17 protein-coding genes are annotated in these 15,072 nt (G+C 52.6%); 11 read left to right on the top strand and 6 right to left on the bottom strand.

The features are described 5' to 3' along the window. Nucleotides 1-89: 89 nt before the first annotated feature. The gene (locus AC4IC4_RS11110; protein WP_024908403.1) at nucleotides 90-1,208 is read right to left on the bottom strand and encodes an S-(hydroxymethyl)glutathione dehydrogenase/class III alcohol dehydrogenase; all 1,119 of its coding nucleotides are present in this window, start codon (nucleotides 1,206-1,208) and stop codon (nucleotides 90-92) included. 31 nt (nucleotides 1,209-1,239) lie between these two features. After that, on the bottom strand, nucleotides 1,240-1,515 hold the full coding sequence (locus AC4IC4_RS11105; RefSeq protein WP_003857256.1) for a metal/formaldehyde-sensitive transcriptional repressor: 276 nt from the start codon (nucleotides 1,513-1,515) through the stop codon (nucleotides 1,240-1,242). A 230-nt stretch (nucleotides 1,516-1,745) separates the two neighbouring features. Between AC4IC4_RS11105 and AC4IC4_RS11100 the strand changes: the two genes are divergently transcribed. From AC4IC4_RS11100 to AC4IC4_RS11085, 4 genes are all read left to right on the top strand, one after another. Further along, nucleotides 1,746-2,114: an NlpC/P60 family protein gene (locus AC4IC4_RS11100; RefSeq protein WP_071994490.1), complete on the top strand. Its 369-nt coding sequence runs from the start codon at nucleotides 1,746-1,748 to the stop codon at nucleotides 2,112-2,114. Then, entirely contained in the window at nucleotides 2,114-2,617 is a 504-nt protein-coding gene (locus AC4IC4_RS11095; RefSeq protein ID WP_024908401.1) for a YqhG/Tai3 family protein, read from the top strand. Before AC4IC4_RS11100 ends, AC4IC4_RS11095 begins: the two co-directional genes overlap by 1 nt. A 63-nt stretch (nucleotides 2,618-2,680) precedes the next feature. Then, nucleotides 2,681-3,547, top strand: a complete 867-nt coding sequence (locus AC4IC4_RS11090) for an AraC family transcriptional regulator (protein WP_491472768.1) — start codon at nucleotides 2,681-2,683, stop codon at nucleotides 3,545-3,547. A gap of 308 nt (nucleotides 3,548-3,855) precedes the next feature. Further along, the gene (locus tag AC4IC4_RS11085) at nucleotides 3,856-4,446 is read left to right on the top strand and encodes a LysE family translocator (RefSeq protein WP_491472767.1); all 591 of its coding nucleotides are present in this window, start codon (nucleotides 3,856-3,858) and stop codon (nucleotides 4,444-4,446) included. A gap of 5 nt (nucleotides 4,447-4,451) precedes the next feature. Here the strand turns inward: AC4IC4_RS11085 and AC4IC4_RS11080 are convergent, their stop codons facing one another. Then, on the bottom strand, nucleotides 4,452-5,345 hold the full coding sequence (locus AC4IC4_RS11080) for a LysR family transcriptional regulator (protein ID WP_491472766.1): 894 nt from the start codon (nucleotides 5,343-5,345) through the stop codon (nucleotides 4,452-4,454). 214 nt (nucleotides 5,346-5,559) lie between these two features. Between AC4IC4_RS11080 and AC4IC4_RS11075 the strand changes: the two genes are divergently transcribed. From AC4IC4_RS11075 to AC4IC4_RS11050, 6 genes are all read left to right on the top strand, one after another. Next, nucleotides 5,560-6,366 carry a MipA/OmpV family protein gene (locus tag AC4IC4_RS11075; RefSeq protein ID WP_491472765.1) on the top strand — a complete coding sequence of 269 codons (807 nt, stop codon included), beginning with the start codon at nucleotides 5,560-5,562 and terminating at the stop codon, nucleotides 6,364-6,366. Nucleotides 6,367-6,376: 10 nt separating this feature from the next. Further along, a complete protein-coding gene (locus AC4IC4_RS11070) occupies nucleotides 6,377-7,492 on the top strand; it encodes a serine hydrolase domain-containing protein (RefSeq protein ID WP_491472764.1) in 1,116 nt (371 codons plus the stop codon). After that, entirely contained in the window at nucleotides 7,479-7,826 is a 348-nt protein-coding gene (locus AC4IC4_RS11065) for a hypothetical protein (protein ID WP_491472763.1), read from the top strand. The genes AC4IC4_RS11070 and AC4IC4_RS11065 overlap by 14 nt, the downstream gene beginning before the upstream one ends. Before the next feature lies 1 nt (nucleotide 7,827). Further along, on the top strand, nucleotides 7,828-8,385 hold the full coding sequence (locus AC4IC4_RS11060; RefSeq protein ID WP_491472762.1) for a DUF2975 domain-containing protein: 558 nt from the start codon (nucleotides 7,828-7,830) through the stop codon (nucleotides 8,383-8,385). A gap of 2 nt (nucleotides 8,386-8,387) precedes the next feature. Continuing rightward, the gene (locus AC4IC4_RS11055) at nucleotides 8,388-8,603 is read left to right on the top strand and encodes a helix-turn-helix domain-containing protein (RefSeq protein WP_024908393.1); all 216 of its coding nucleotides are present in this window, start codon (nucleotides 8,388-8,390) and stop codon (nucleotides 8,601-8,603) included. A 143-nt stretch (nucleotides 8,604-8,746) separates the two neighbouring features. Next, entirely contained in the window at nucleotides 8,747-9,019 is a 273-nt protein-coding gene (locus AC4IC4_RS11050) for an ElaB/YgaM/YqjD family protein (RefSeq protein ID WP_024908392.1), read from the top strand. A gap of 29 nt (nucleotides 9,020-9,048) precedes the next feature. On the opposite strand, the gene AC4IC4_RS11045 is transcribed toward AC4IC4_RS11050, so the two are convergent. Next, on the bottom strand, nucleotides 9,049-10,512 hold the full coding sequence (locus AC4IC4_RS11045; protein ID WP_491472761.1) for an EAL domain-containing protein: 1,464 nt from the start codon (nucleotides 10,510-10,512) through the stop codon (nucleotides 9,049-9,051). Nucleotides 10,513-10,789: 277 nt separating this feature from the next. On the opposite strand from AC4IC4_RS11045, the gene AC4IC4_RS11040 reads away from it, so the two are divergent. Further along, nucleotides 10,790-11,674, top strand: coding sequence for a helix-turn-helix domain-containing protein (locus AC4IC4_RS11040; RefSeq protein ID WP_061715199.1), 885 nt, complete (start codon nucleotides 10,790-10,792; stop codon nucleotides 11,672-11,674). A gap of 35 nt (nucleotides 11,675-11,709) precedes the next feature. On the opposite strand, the gene AC4IC4_RS11035 is transcribed toward AC4IC4_RS11040, so the two are convergent. Together AC4IC4_RS11035 and AC4IC4_RS11030 are read right to left on the bottom strand one after the other, a co-directional pair. Then, nucleotides 11,710-12,885 (bottom strand): HlyD family type I secretion periplasmic adaptor subunit, encoded by a 1,176-nt coding sequence (locus AC4IC4_RS11035; RefSeq protein ID WP_491472760.1) that lies wholly within the window; start codon nucleotides 12,883-12,885, stop codon nucleotides 11,710-11,712. After that, nucleotides 12,882-15,062 carry a type I secretion system permease/ATPase gene (locus AC4IC4_RS11030; RefSeq protein WP_491472759.1) on the bottom strand — a complete coding sequence of 727 codons (2,181 nt, stop codon included), beginning with the start codon at nucleotides 15,060-15,062 and terminating at the stop codon, nucleotides 12,882-12,884. The genes AC4IC4_RS11035 and AC4IC4_RS11030 overlap by 4 nt, the downstream gene beginning before the upstream one ends. Nucleotides 15,063-15,072 lie beyond the last annotated feature (10 nt).

Here is a 15,072-nt window from a genome sequence, read left to right as displayed (position 1 = left end):
TTAGATTACGGCTAAAAACGCCGCACTGGTCACACTTTAGAGAAGATTATTAAAGAAACGCCAGCGGTGAAAAACCGCTGGCAGAAGAGTTACTTGTCGCCGAAATGAATAACGGTACGAATGGATTTTCCTTCGTGCATCAGATCGAACGCCTCGTTGATCTGCTCCAGCGGTAAACGGTGGGTGATGAACGGGTCGAGCTGGATCTTGCCGGCCATGGCATCTTCAACCATACCCGGAAGCTGGGTACGGCCCTTCACGCCGCCAAACGCCGAACCGCGCCACACGCGCCCGGTGACCAGCTGGAATGGACGGGTTTTAATCTCCTGACCCGCACCGGCCACGCCAATGATGATGCTCTCGCCCCAGCCTTTGTGGCAGCACTCCAGCGCGGAACGCATCACGTTGACGTTGCCGATACACTCGAAGCTGAAGTCAACGCCGCCGTCGGTCAGCTCTACGATGACGTCCTGAATCGGTTTTTCGTGATCTTTCGGGTTCACGAAATCGGTCGCGCCCATTTCACCCGCCAGCCTGAATTTCTCCGGGTTGGTGTCGACCGCGATGATACGACCGGCCTTCGCCTGCACCGCGCCCTGAATCACCGCCAGACCAATGCCGCCGAGACCGAACACCGCCACGGTATCGCCCTCTTTGACCTTTGCCGTGTTATGCACCGCGCCAATACCGGTGGTCACGCCGCAGCCCAGCAGGCAGACTTTATCCAGCGGCGCCTGCGGGTTTACCTTCGCCAGCGAGATCTCCGCGCAAACGGTGTATTCGCTGAAGGTGCTGGTGCCCATGTAGTGATAAACAGGCTCGCCGTTATAAGAGAAACGGGTAGTGCCGTCCGGCATCAGCCCTTTCCCCTGGGTGGCGCGCACCGCCTGGCAGAGGTTGGTTTTACCGGATTTACAGAACTTACACTCGCCGCATTCCGCCGTGTACAGCGGGATCACATGGTCCCCCGGTTTCAGGCTGGTCACGCCCTCACCCACTTCCACCACAATCCCGCCGCCTTCATGGCCGAGTACCGCCGGGAAGACACCTTCAGGATCGTCCCCCGACAGCGTAAACGCATCGGTATGGCACACGCCGGTATGGGTGATTTTGATCAGCACTTCGCCTTTCTTCGGCGGTGCCACGTCGATTTCAACGATTTTCAGCGGCTGGCCGGGACCAAATGCAACTGCAGCGCGAGATTTCATCATGTCTTCCCTTTTTGTCAGGTGTGTGGGTTTATTTTAGATAAGAGCGCAGCAAATGGCCGACTTCCGCCATGCGTACGGCTCGCTGATCCGGCGTAGTTTCCCCCGTTACCAGCTCGTCTTTGAGGTGAATTTCAACCATTTCGCCCATCAGGCCATTGGCAGCCCCGCGCACGGCGGCAATTTGCTGCAGGATGGCCAGACAGGGGTCACCCGACTCCAGCGCGCGTTCAAGGGCATCAACCTGGCCCCGAATGCGACGGACGCGGGTAAGAATACGTTTTTTATCTTCGGGTGAATGCGGCATACGCCCTCCTGATACTATAGGGGGGTATGGTATTTAACTTTCCTGTCGATGTAAACCTTCTGTTTTCGTTGCAACAGCAGCGTATCTACTGCATATCATCAACCAGGCAAATAAAACAACAAAAAGATATAAGACACTGAAATATATAACTTTTTAATGACATTATTTGCCTAACCGGATTGTAGCTTCCGTTGTTTAGTGACGATTTCATATACAACAGGAGTTAACACATGGCATGGAACAAACACGCAGCAGCCCTGCACGCACGCCAGAATGCGGGAACTTCATCGCAAAGACGCTGTGGAGAATTTACCCGTAAGGCAATACGTGCAGGTGGCGTGGATATTGGCAATGCACCTAACGCAAAGGACTATGGCAGTAACCTTGAACGAGCAGGTTTTCGAGTTTTAGGGCAAGGTGAAACGTTACAGGAAGGCGATGTGGTTGTTATTCAGCCCTATGATGGCGGTAATCCTGCGGGTCACATGGCAATTTATGACGGCACTACCTGGTACTCTGACTTCAGACAAAGAGATATGTGGGGTGGCCCGGGATATCGCTCCGCACGCCCTGCTTACAAAATTTACAGGAAAAGCTGATGCGTTACGTTCTCTTGATGTGCCTGTTACTGACGGGATGTTCAACACAAATGGATGCGCCGGAAAAACGTACTCATGACTTTTACAAGTTTTACCTCACTGCTTTCGTTACAGACAGCAAAGAAGATAATCTCGATTCACCAAAAATGCGTGACTATATTGCGCAAGACACACTCTCCCGACTGCAGAAAATTTCCTCTCTCTATGAACAAGAAATTATCGGTTCCGACTATTTTACCTATTCGCAGGACTATGCGGCTGAGTGGATCCCTGACCTAAGCGTAAGCAATGCGATTAACTCTGCGTCCGGGAAAGTTGTTAACGTTCAGTTGGGTGTGGGTAATGAGCGGAAACTGCAGCTAAAAGTGTATCTGCGCATAGAAGACGGTAAATGGAAAATTTATCGCGTCACCGATGCAAGCCATCATTTCGAACAGTATATTTTTGACGACAGGGCGATTGCTGCGGCACAACGATATGCGGCCAGTATAACTTCTCCATAATTAGCAAGATCGGTCAGGATTCTGGCCGTTCGCTGAGGCAAAGTGGGTCATCAGGAGGATGCAATGAACGATGCAATCAAAACGGCTTACCGCGAGCGCTTCACGATGGTGTGCGACTATATCGCCCGCCATCTCGATGAACCGCTCACGCTGGAGAAGCTCAGCGCGTTAGCCTGCTGTTCGCCTTATCATTTTCACCGGCAGTTTCTGGCATTTAGCGGTCAGCCTCTGTATCGCTATATCCAGTGGCTACGCCTGCGTCATGCGTCCTGGCGACTGGCGTTTAACCCTCAGGATAAGGTGATTGATATTGCGCTCAATGCCGGGTTCCAGAGCCCTGAATCGTTCAGTCGCGCCTTCAGAAATGCGTTTGGAAAAAGCCCGCGTCAGTTTCGGCAAAAGCCGGACTGGCTGAACTGGCACCAGCGCGTACCGAAAATGACCTTTCAGGAGCAAAAAACGATGGAAGTTAAGATTGTCGATTTCCCACAGACCCGAGTGGCAATGCTGCAGCACCGTGGCAGCCCGGATCGGGTTAATGACAGCGCGGCGACATTTATCGCCTGGCGTAAAACCACGGGCTTATCGCCAGTGCACGAAAGCAGCACGTTTGGCATTGCCTGGGATGACCCGGCAACTACGCCAGCAGACGCCTTTCGCTTCGATATCTGCGGCAGTATCGCTGAAGCGATACCAGAAAATGAATTTGGGGTTTCCAATGGTGAAATCGACGGCGGACGTTACGCCGTGGGGCGTCACACGGGTTCTCTGGATACCATTTCCGCCACGGTGTGGGCGATGTTTCGCGACTGGCTGCCGGCCAGCGGCGAAACGCTGCGCGATGCCCCGGTATTTTTCCACTACCTCAACTTTATTCACGAGGTGCCTGAACATGCGCTGCAAACGGATATCTACCTGCCGTTAAATTGACGATCCCTTGTTTACCACCTTATTTCCGTTTTATCACAAGCGCTGTTATATGCCTGACACAGGAACCGCACGCATTACATAAATTATATTAGGATCTGTTACTTATGGGCCACCCGCGCCTGCCGATTGCTTGCGGCAGGCGCTACCCCGCGGCTGCGCGATCTGTGCAAAAAATCAAACACACCTTTAGATAAATGCCACTTACTCTGACGTATGTTCCCAGGTAGTATTCAGAAACATGACGAATAAAGTCGCGACTTAATCGTCGCAGCACCTCTAATGCAGATAAGCCAACACGCGGAGATAAAATGCTGTTCATTTTCACAATGTTTATATTTTCACTGACGCTTTCATTTTCTCCTGGCCCCGTTAATATGGTAATTATATCGTCTGGGGCCGCTCACGGTTTTAGAAAGACCTTCTCATTTGTCTCCGGTGCAACAATAGGGTTTACGTTATTACTTATCTTTATTTGTTTCGGTTTTTACGCTGCAATCGAAAAATATCCTGTGTTTTTTCGGCATCTTAATATTGTCGGCTCTTTATTTATTATGTATTTGGGCTATAAAATAGCGTCTTCCCGGCCCGATATGTCATTAACAAAAACGGATGCACCCGGTTTTGTTCAGGGTTTTGTTATGCAATGGATCAACCCTAAGGCATGGACCGCGTGCGCCTCAGGGGCAGCGATGTTTTCCGAACCCTCAAACCCTGCGACAGCATTCGTCTTTGTAACGGTCTATTTTTTAGTCTGTTACCTGTCGCTATCCGCATGGGCATTAATGGGAGCAAAGGTGTCGGTGCTGCTCAGGAGCACACAGCAGATCCGTACGTTTAACGTGTTGATGGGCGGACTGTTGCTTATTACGGCGTGTTACATGCTCGCTTTAGCATTTTAAACTCGTTATAACATATGGGACTCAATCGCGTTATAAATATCATTAATCAATTTGTAGGCAATACTGCTGGTCGACATATTAGAAGGCCATACGGCATAGACTTTCAGCGGTTCTAATGACCAGTCAGGGAGTATTTCCTGCATGTCTCCACGCTTAACGTCCTCTTCGCTTAAATAACGGGGAGGTGCTGCGAGACCAATTTGTTGCCTGGCAAGCGCATAAGCGGCTTCGACATTATCTACATACACTTCAGGCGTATACGTTACGACAGCCACTTCCCCATTTTTATGGCGAAATTCCCGGCTATTCTGCCGCATATTGAGTCCAATCCATGGCAGTTGCGCCAGGTCATCAGGATGCGTAATCGTCGGGTAATGGCTGAGCAATTCCCGGGAAGCAACGACCTGGCGCGGCAGCACAAAAAGATGGCGTGCTTTCAGTGAACTGTCCGGAAGTTCGCCGATTCTAAATGCAACATCAATACCGTCAGCAATAATATCTCTGCGCGTATCACTGTAAGAGATATTCAGTAAAATGCCCGGATGTCGCTTTATAAAATCGGCCAGATGCCGGGTAAACGCACTCTTTAAAAAAACGGCAGGAAGTGAAACAGTAAGCTTATTCGCCGTTGATATCGAACGCTGCTTGAATTCAATGACCCCCTGCTCATACAGCGCCAGCATCGATTTAGCCGTTTCCAGCAAATTTGCGCCATCGTGAGTCAGAGAAAGTTTGCGGGTGTTTCTGTAAAGCAGCGCGCAGCCAAGATTTTTTTCCAGCTTTGATAAATGCGTGCTTGCCGTTGCGGTTGTAAGCCCTAACGCTTCTGCCCCACCTGAAATGGTTCCAGCTTCAGCAATCTTTGCAAACACTATCAGATAACGGATGTCATCAATCATTTATCGTCCTGTTGCGACGGCGTTCCTGCGAACTCCTCATTCAATCATAGAGTTACGATATCGTACTTTCCTCCACGGCCGCATCTCTTTTTGTAGTGAGAGCTTTATCGCCCTACCAATTTTAGTGTAAAACAATAAATGTTTATTGTTAAACGATAAACTCCAGGCTAGCCTGCACGCACTTCAACTTACTTTTTGCCTGGAGAGGCATCGAATGAAAAGAAGTCTGCTGTATGGCGTTTTGCTCGCGGGGATCGCGCTTTGCGCCCCCTTACACGGTGCGGAGCTGTCCGGTTACGCGGGTCTGGGCGTCGCGGTCAGTCCCGTTTATTCGGGATCGCGGCATTACGCACCCGAACCGCTACTGAAGGGCGGCCTGAGTCTGAAGAGTAAAGACTGGGGGCAATGGGATCTCTCCACGGAGGGGCTGGCATGGACATTTCACCCCGACGCCCCGTTTGCCGTGAGCCTGCTGCTGGCCTCTGATGAGGGGCGAAAAGAGACGGTTAACTATCCCTTCTCCGCTCGAAAAAACCGTGATCTCCAGGGAATGGGTGATATGGCCGACATGCTGATGGCGGGCGCGGAAATGCGTTATCAACGCGAGGACTGGACGATATGGCTGCGCGCGTTAAGTGCAACGCAAAAACACCGGTACGGTGGCGAGACGCAGCAGCTGGCGAGGACCGTGAACAGCGGCGTAAAGTCCACCCTCTGGCGCGGGCAGGACGTCGAATTTTCGGTCGCAGGTGACATCACCTGGGCGAACAGCGGCTATCAGCAGCGCCACTATGGCGTCACCGCGAACCAGTCTCAGCGCACCGGGTTTGAGGCGTATTCCCCATCTTCGGGTTTACAGGAAGCTGGAGTCGATAGCGAACTGGTCTGGCACATCAGTGAAAATCTGGCGGCTGGGGTGACCGGTCGCGCAGCCTGCCTGCTTGATGAAGCGGGTAAAAGCCCGCTGGTTAACAGCCGCATGCAGTACACCCTGTCATCAATGATCCAGTACGAGTTCTGAGGCGCAGACCATGAATAAACAGTATGTATACAACCGCAGGCGAGTGTTAGCCGCAGGGGTGGTTTTTGTGTCGCTGATTGCCGCAGGCATCTACCTGCAGCCGGGCGTCAGCACGCCGTCCCCGCGCCAGACGGGTGATGCAACCATCGTTTCGTTCCTGACGCCACTCCTCGGCGGTGCGCGCGGCAGCGTTGCCGTCGCACTTATCACGCCGAAAGGCGTGCAGTACGCCCTGTGGGACAGCGATTTTACAAAACAGTATGAAATCGCCAGCCTGACCAAAACCATGACCAGCTGCCTGCTGGTTGAGGCGCAGCGACGCGGCGAGGCGACTCCGCAAACCCGCGTCGGTGAACTTATTCCGGAGATCGCAGGCCCGGCGAGCGATATTACCCTGGCGCAGCTGGCTTCACATCGCTCCGGCCTGCCGCCGCTGGCGACGTCGTTACCCGAGAAAGTTCAGGTTATTAAGTCCATCATCCTGCGAGACAATTTCTGGGACTTCGATGAGGAGACATTAATAGACATGGTGAATAAAGCCAGCGTCGAACGCCCGGCCGGATTTGACTATTCCAACACCGGCTATGCGCTGCTGGGACTGGCGCTGGCGCGTGCATCGCATCAATCTTTTGCTGACCTCCTGCAAACGCGCGTATTCGCTCAGGCGCACATGACAGGTTCTGTCGTCGCCAGTGATACAACGCCCACCTCTTCCACGTTCAGCCGGGGTCGGTCCGCTTCCGGCCTGAGCGAAGCGCCGTGGATAATGCACGCATTTACCCCCGCCGGAGGCGTGCGTTCAACCATTGTCGACATGGCCCATTACGCTCAGTCGCTGCTGGCAGGACAGCTCGCATGGCGCGACGCAATGACGCCGCAGTTTGCAACTGACGATCCCGATTCACGCGTGGGCTATGGCTGGTTCACCACACGCATTCAGGGGCGCGATATCACCTGGCATGATGGTGAATCGTCGGGGTTCGCTTCAGCTATCGCCTTCGACCGACAGCGTAAAAGCGCCGTGGTGATCCTCTCCGACACCGCGTGGCCGGTGGTTGTCCCGGCCATGCGACTGCTATTAACCCAGTCATCTCATACAGCAGAGGCGCATCATGAACTGGATTGACATTCTCTGGGCGATACTGACCATTGTTTCGGCCCTGCTGTTTGGGCGCGGAACGTGGGCCGCGCAGTATAAACTTCGGCTGATGAACACAATGCTGACCGTTGGGCTCATTCTTTATTGCATGGAAATGATGCAGACCATCACCCATCTGAGCAGTTCAGGCTACCTGTTCAGAATGCTCACCTGGGTGATTCAGGCGTCTTATCTCGCCTTTTGCGTCTATCATGTGTGGCCAAAACCCTGGATGAAACGCGCCGCTAACTGGCTGAACGGCGGTAAGATTGCCATCGCGCTAATGCTTATGTCATGCTTGTGCGTGCTGGTCTTAAAATAATATGAAACACTCAGGAAGGTTCGATGTGAATGGTGCGAGGGGTAAACTCAGTCTGGTGTTCATCGCAGGGGTGCTGCCGCTATTTCTCATCCTGGTATTAATCGCCCCTTTGTGGATTTATTTCACCGACGAGTCGTTTTTTATTTCCACTCTGCTAAAGCTCGCCGAGGTTCAGAAAGACGATCTGGCTGTTGCAACGGTTTCGTCGCTGCGCCAGATACTCCTGCTGGCGATCCTTTATCTTCCGGCGGGGCTGTTTGCCTTTGCTGTCTGGCAGGGAATGAGCGTCACCCGGCAGGTTCGTCAAAAACAGATCCTCTCCCGGGCTCTGGCAAACTGCGTTCGCAAGATTGCCATCGCGATGTTAAGCCTTGGGATCGCACTGCCGGTCTGTCGCTTTTTGATCCCGCTGACGATCGCGTGGCCGGGACATTACTACCAGGTCACCCTTTTGCTTGGGGATTTTGTTCTGTTATTAACAGGCGGTTTGCTGCTGGTAACCTTTCACTCCCTGGTCGAAGGGATCAAAGCGGAAGAAGAAAATAAGGAGTTCATCTAATTATGGCTGTCGTGGTTCACCTGGACAAAATGCTGGTAGAGAAGAAAATGACGTCCAGAGCACTGGCAGCCTTTGTGGGGATCACTGAGCAAAACCTGTCGCTGCTCAAGTCCGGCAAGGTGAAAGGGATACGTTTTGATACGCTGGCGAAAATATGCGAGGCACTGCAGTGTCAACCGGGCGATATCCTCTCCTGGGAGCCGGACAGCCCGGAATGACGCGCCAACCCCTCGCTCTCTGTGCGAGCACCCCGCACAGAGATATATCCGAAAACCACCCTGTCAGGTGCTGAAATTAACCTTTCGTCTCTCACATCCGCAAAGAACGGCTATCCTTTAATTATCAACAAAAGGAGGCAAAAATGTCTGATATCGGTACTGATAAAAACACCCAGTTTGCTGAAGACAAAGCAAAAAATAAACTTGATGAACTTGCAGGTTCGGCGCAGCAGCAGTTTGGTGAGTTCGTTGATTCACCAAAGCATCAGGTAAAAGGTGCGGCAAAAAAATATGCCGCGCAGGCCAGCGATGCTGTTTCCGATGTTACTGAAGCGGTCAGAAATAACCCCCTCACCGGGCTCGTGGCAGCGGGTGCGGTCGGTATTGTTCTCGGCCTGTTGCTGGGTCGGAAATAATAAAAGGCCCTTCGGGGCTTTATTTTTTCTTAACTGAACAACCTGACCATGCGGTCTAACTCTTCCTCTTTTACAGCACGCGATAAATAATACCCCTGAAAGTTTTTGACGCCCAGCGCGACTAATTTCTCGAATTTCTCTTCACTATCAACCCCCTCTGCAATGCAGTCTGCCCCGGTCATGTCGCTATAAATCTGTATCGCTTTAATCAAGTTATAGTCATTGTCGTTTGCCACAAAATGCTCGACGATGTCCCGATCCAGTTTGAGTCCGTCAAAATGCACCTGGCGCACCGGGAACATGGTTTGGTGGTTAGAGAAACAGTCATCCAGAAACAATCGACACCCCGTATTGCGTAAATGCCGCATGGTTTCAGGGATCCTTTTGTCCTTCGTCACGTCAATATCTTCTGCAAATTCAAAGACCAGCTTTTCGGCCCACTGCGGTTTGAGCAGCATGCCGATGGCTTTTCTCGCCATATCTGGCAAGGCATTGCCGGAAGCCAGACGAGGCGGGATATTCACTGAAAAATAGTATTTCCCGTTATACTTATTAATTCCTGATACGGCGGCATGGATGACTAGCGCCGTTATTTTTAGCCATATTTCATAACTGGAAATATCCGTAAGAAAACTGGTTGGTTTGACAATCTTACCATTCTTATTCCAGCGAATGAGTATCTCAAACCCTACACCTTTTTTATCACGATCGGTAATAATCTGATAGGCAGGAAATATCTCTTTGTTATGCAACGCATTGAAGATTTCTGCTTCCTTATCCGTAAATTCCGTTTTTTGACTTCGCCGCTTAATACTTCCCTCCACTTTTAAATTGTGCGGATCGTGTAGCCATTGCTTAATTAACCTTAATTTCAGCACACCTTCCTTGCGGTGGGTGTAAACCGTTTTATTAGAGAGCCCCATTCTATCGCACATTTCTTTTACGGACATGCCGCGGTAGAAATTTAACAATACATCAATCTCTCTTTTTGTAAGCCATTTAATATTTTCATGTGGAGAAATATCCGTACTGCGTTCGCGTAATAAACGTGAGCGGTCTTTAAACCCGTTATGGTGGGTGTGAAAACAGGTTATTACATCTGAAACATGGGCTATACGAATTAATGACAATTGATAGCGGTTATTTAAAAGACTGCTAAGGGTGCGATACAACCAGCCATCCGGTATGTCACCATACAGGGTGACGCGTCGAATAACGGGGAGTGCATTGAGCACGAATGCCAGTCGCTTCAGGCTCTCCAGAAGATCGACAATACCTTTGCCGAGAAAAGCCACAATATGAGCATTCTGATTTATAAGGATATTTTGCAATTCCTGTTGGGAGACCTCATCCCCCTCAAAGTGAATATGCGTGGCCTGTACTCCGTACCTGCTAAGGATCTCGCGATATCCCTGGAATGTGAACGCGCAGGCTGAAACGACAAATTTTTGTTCATCGCACGCCCCATTTCTGAGAGAAACTTTGTGGATCATAACCTGCTCCTGGGCACCAAAAGCGCCGTTTCCATTTGTGAATAAATTAAATTTATTGCACACGTTGAGAACAGTAATTTTATCCTGGAGCCTCAGGGTAAGATACAGTTATCAGCCTGATTCACTGGAACATCTTTGCGTTAATCACCAGTTCGCAAATATACTTTTCTTTGCAAATAACAACGGCAAATATCTCATTCTCAGGGTATAATGAGAATTCCGAAAAAGAAGACTGAACACTTCATCTATCGGCTCATTAAAATACGAGAAAAATGCTATGGATAATCACATCTCATCCAGGGCCTTGCTACATCGAAGGGATGTTATAAAGAACAATCCGCGATTCGGTGAGGCAATATTAGAGCACTACACAATTAATGACACCATCTATAAAAAACAACCTCTTTTCTACAAGACAATGCTGCAGGAATCACGATTTAACATTATCCTCTCTATGTGTTGTTTTATTTTTGGAAATCAGGCGGAGTCAGTTTCAGAGATTAAAGATTTATGTTCTCGCTATAAGATAGCCAGCCCCAACAGCGTTATTGCGATCATTACGATACTGAGAACCACCGGGCGCATCAGGACCTGGCGCTGCACGGAAGACCGACGCAAAACGAGAATCGCGCCAACTGAAAAAGGCCTGAATGAACTTAAGCGTTATATGTCCGGCGCATTTTTGCCCGTCAGCATTCTTTACCCAACATTCAATATTAACGTGAACCTGCTGGATAATGATATTTTGAGAAATAACTTCTTCCGCCGCGCGGCAGAATATCTTTTTCGGGGATTAACGTTCAGGAAGGTGTTGCCTGAAGTGGGATTATTTATCGATAAAGATGGCGGACGTATGATTATGCTTTATCTTTACCTGCAGGCTATGAAAAATAAATCTGCCCATGGTGCCGTCATCGACTATTCAGCCAGCACGCTCGCAAAAGAATTTTTCGTTTCGCGTATCCACGTTAACCGGATTATCAAATCGGCTCAGGAGGCAGGCTACCTGAAAGATCGGGGTGATGGTCGGCTATCGATATACCCGGCGTTTATCGAACTCGTCGAAAATTATGCCGGGTTATATTTTGCCTATGTTACGCATTACATCAACGTAGTACCCAAAGAGCGACGCCACGCTAACAACGCGACGTCAACCGTATAATTCTCCAGGCGTTCGGTCTCCCGAACGCCCTTCACCTATCGTTCCCGCAGCGCCTCTTTTGCCTTATTCAGCGGTTTCAACAGATAATCCAGAATGGTTTTGCTGCCGGTTTTAATATCAACGGTAGCAATCATGCCCGGAAAGACCGGAAATTCCTGCCCTTGCTTATTGGTCAGATGGTTACTGTCGGTACGAATATAGACGCGATAATAGTAGACATCCCTTTTCACCTCATCCTGCAGGGTGTCCGGGGAAATCATGGTCACTTCCCCTTCCAGCCCACCGTAAATGGAGTAGTCATAGGCCGTCACTTTCACCAGCGCCTTCTGACCGGGATGGATAAACGCCACATCGCGCGGCGATATTTTCGCTTCGACCACCATCTGATCGTCAAGCGGGACCAGGCTCATCAGCTTGCCGTTCGGCGGGATAACGCCTCCCACGGTCGTGACGTCAATGTCCTTCACGATCCCACGAACCGGCGCATTGAAGGTCAGCCGGGTCAGGGAGTCCTCACGCCCTTTCATCACCGAACGCTGGGCTTCAATCTCCGCGTTGGCTTTCGCCAGCTCTTCACGGGCGCGAACGTAATACTGGTTTTTCATCTCGGTGATTTTGTTCTCAAGCTCATTTTTTTGACGCTCAAGACGCAGCACCTCAACCTTGCTGGCCGCCCCCTGGGTCACCAGCGGCCGGGTTAATGACAGCTCGCGCTGCACCAGCTCGGCACCCTGACGCAACCCGGCCAGCCCTTTTTCGAGACTCTCGCGCCGGGACTGGTAGAGTGCCGTTTCCTGTTTGACCAGCTCAACGTCGTCATCCAGCTCACCCGGAAACGCCAGTTCCGTGTCGTTCACCTCGGCCTTCAGGCGCGCAGCCGTGGCCATCGCCGCATTCAGACGAGACTCACTCTCCAGCACGCTCGACTCGGTTTTCGTCCGGTCTAGCTGCGCAAGCTGCTGGCCGCGTTCCACAATGTCGCCTTCGCGCACCATCAGGCTGTGGATAATGCCGCCTTCCAGGGACTGGATGACCTGCTCATGCGAAGACGGTATCACCTTGCCGCTGCCGGTCGTCACCTCATCAAGATGGAACAGGCTCGCCCAGGCGATAAACGCCGCCAGCAGGGCGAACAGCGACCATGCCACCAGCGACGAGCGCGGCAGGCGAGGCTCCTTCAGTCGGCTATTGAAACGGGAGAAATCATTCATGCCGCGCCCTCCTCGGCAACCGCCGCCGGCTTCATGGTCACGGTGCGCTGCGCTGTCTTTTGCGGCGCCATTCCGTGCTGGTGCAGGATGGCGTCGCGCGGGCCGTCCATCACCACCTTGCCGTTTTCCAGCACGATGATGCGGTCGACCAGGTCCAGGATCGGCAGGCGATGCGTCGCCACCACCAGCGTCCGGCGTTTACCCAGCCATGTGTGAAGATGCTGAATAAACTGCTTCTCGCTCATTTCGTCCAGCCAGGCCGTTGGCTCGTCCAGCAGCAGGATATTCGGCGAGGTGATCAGGGCACGCGCCAGCAGCAGCGCCTGACGCTGTCCGCCGGAGAGGCCAGCCCCGCCCTCGTTGATGATATAGTTCAGCCCCATTTTCTGTTTGCGCACAAACTCCAGCGCGCCGCTGTTAACCAGCGCCTGATGAATTTCGTCATCGGTCGCCAGCGGGTTCCCCATCAGGATGTTGTCCCGCACGGAGCCAAAGAACAGACGGGCCTGCTGGCTCAGCAGCTGCATGTCGCGACGCACGTCGGCCGGGTCGAGGTGATTGAGGGCAATATCATCCAGCAGAATGCTGCCCTGCTGCGGCTCCTGCATGCCCGCCAGAAGCTGTAACAGCGTGCTTTTACCGGAGCCATTACGTCCGAGCACCGCCACGCGCTCTCCGGCGCGGATCTGCAGCTTGCTGATGTTAAGTACGGTAAGTTTCTCTTCCTCGTCGTAATAAAACCCGACGTCCTCAAGCGCGTAGTCGCCGCGCAGGTGGGCCTTGTGCACCTTCTTGCCGTGCTGCGGATCGTCAATCGGCCGCTGCATCAGATCGTCCAGCCCCTTGCGGGCCACTTTTGCCGACTGCCAGCGCGAGAGCACGCCTGAGATCTGCGACAGCGGCGCAATGGTCCGTGACGCCAGAATCGAGGTACCCACCAGCGCACCGGTGGTCATGTCACCGCTGATGACCAGGTAACAGCCCACCAGCAGTACCACCGCATAGACGATGGACTGCACCTCCTGCGTCCACGTGAGCAGCAGGCCCGTCAGCCAGCGCTGCTTCATGCCGACGCTGGCGGCGACGTCGTTGGTGTTATTCCACTGGTTCTGGAAACGCTGCTCGGCGCGCATCAGCTTGATGTCTTCAATGCCCTGCACCGCTTCCACCAGCGTGGCGTTACGGATGGCGGATTCACGCATCCCTTCGCTGGAGAGTTTCCCCAGCGGGCGCTGCACCAGCAGGCCCGGAATAAGCAGCAGCGGAACCGCGAGCAGAACCACCAGCACCAGCGGGCCGCCAATCATCCACAGAATAAAGACGAACAGCAGGAAGAACGGCAGATCGGAGATAGCCGCAATGGTGGTGGAGGTGATGAGCTCCCGCACCGACTCCAGCTCGCGGATCTGCGCGATAAACGATCCGGTTGATTTGGATCGCGCGCCGTTTTTAATCCGCAGCGCGTGGGCAAACACGCGTTCAGAGATACGCAGGTCGGCGCGTTTGCCCACCACGTCAGAAATATGCACGCGCAGCATGCGCATGATGAATTCGAACACGATGGCAATCATCACGCCGCCAAACAGCACCCACAGCGTGGCTTCCGACTGCGACGGCACCACCCTGTCGTAGACCTGCATGGAGAAGACCATGCCGGAAAGCGCCAGCACGTTGGCCACCAGCGCCACCAGCATAATGTCGCTGTAGCGTCGCCAGTCCTTCAGCGCCAGCTGCCAGAACCAGTTTTTCTCATACGGTTTGATGTAGTCATCCACGCGGGCATCAGGCGTGGATTCGAGCGGGCGCAACACCATCAGCCCCTTTAGCCGCGCCCCGAGCTCGTCAGGCGTCAGCGTCGTCTCCAGCCCCGCGTCGCCGCTAAACTGCAGGCTGACGTTGCCTTCGCTGTCCATGCGGTTAATGACCGCGATTTGTCCGCCGGTGAATTCCGCCAGCAGCGGCAGACGCCACGGATCGAGGGATACCGCTTCAGCCGCCACCATACGCATCCCCAGCCCAAGCTGGCGCGCCATCTCCTCCAGCACCAGCTGGCGCGGAGACTGGCTTTCATGGTTAATCGTGACCCGAACATGCTCCGCTGAGAAATCCAGCCGATAATGTTTCGCGATGATAAGCATGCCCTGCAGCCAGGGTTCGTACTGTGGATGTGTCTTCATAATCTCCGGG

It is taken from the genome of Enterobacter sp. Taxon_2 (assembly GCF_058355295.1).
Note: the sequence above shows the minus strand (reverse complement) of the source record. Positions and strands in the feature narration are given on the sequence as shown.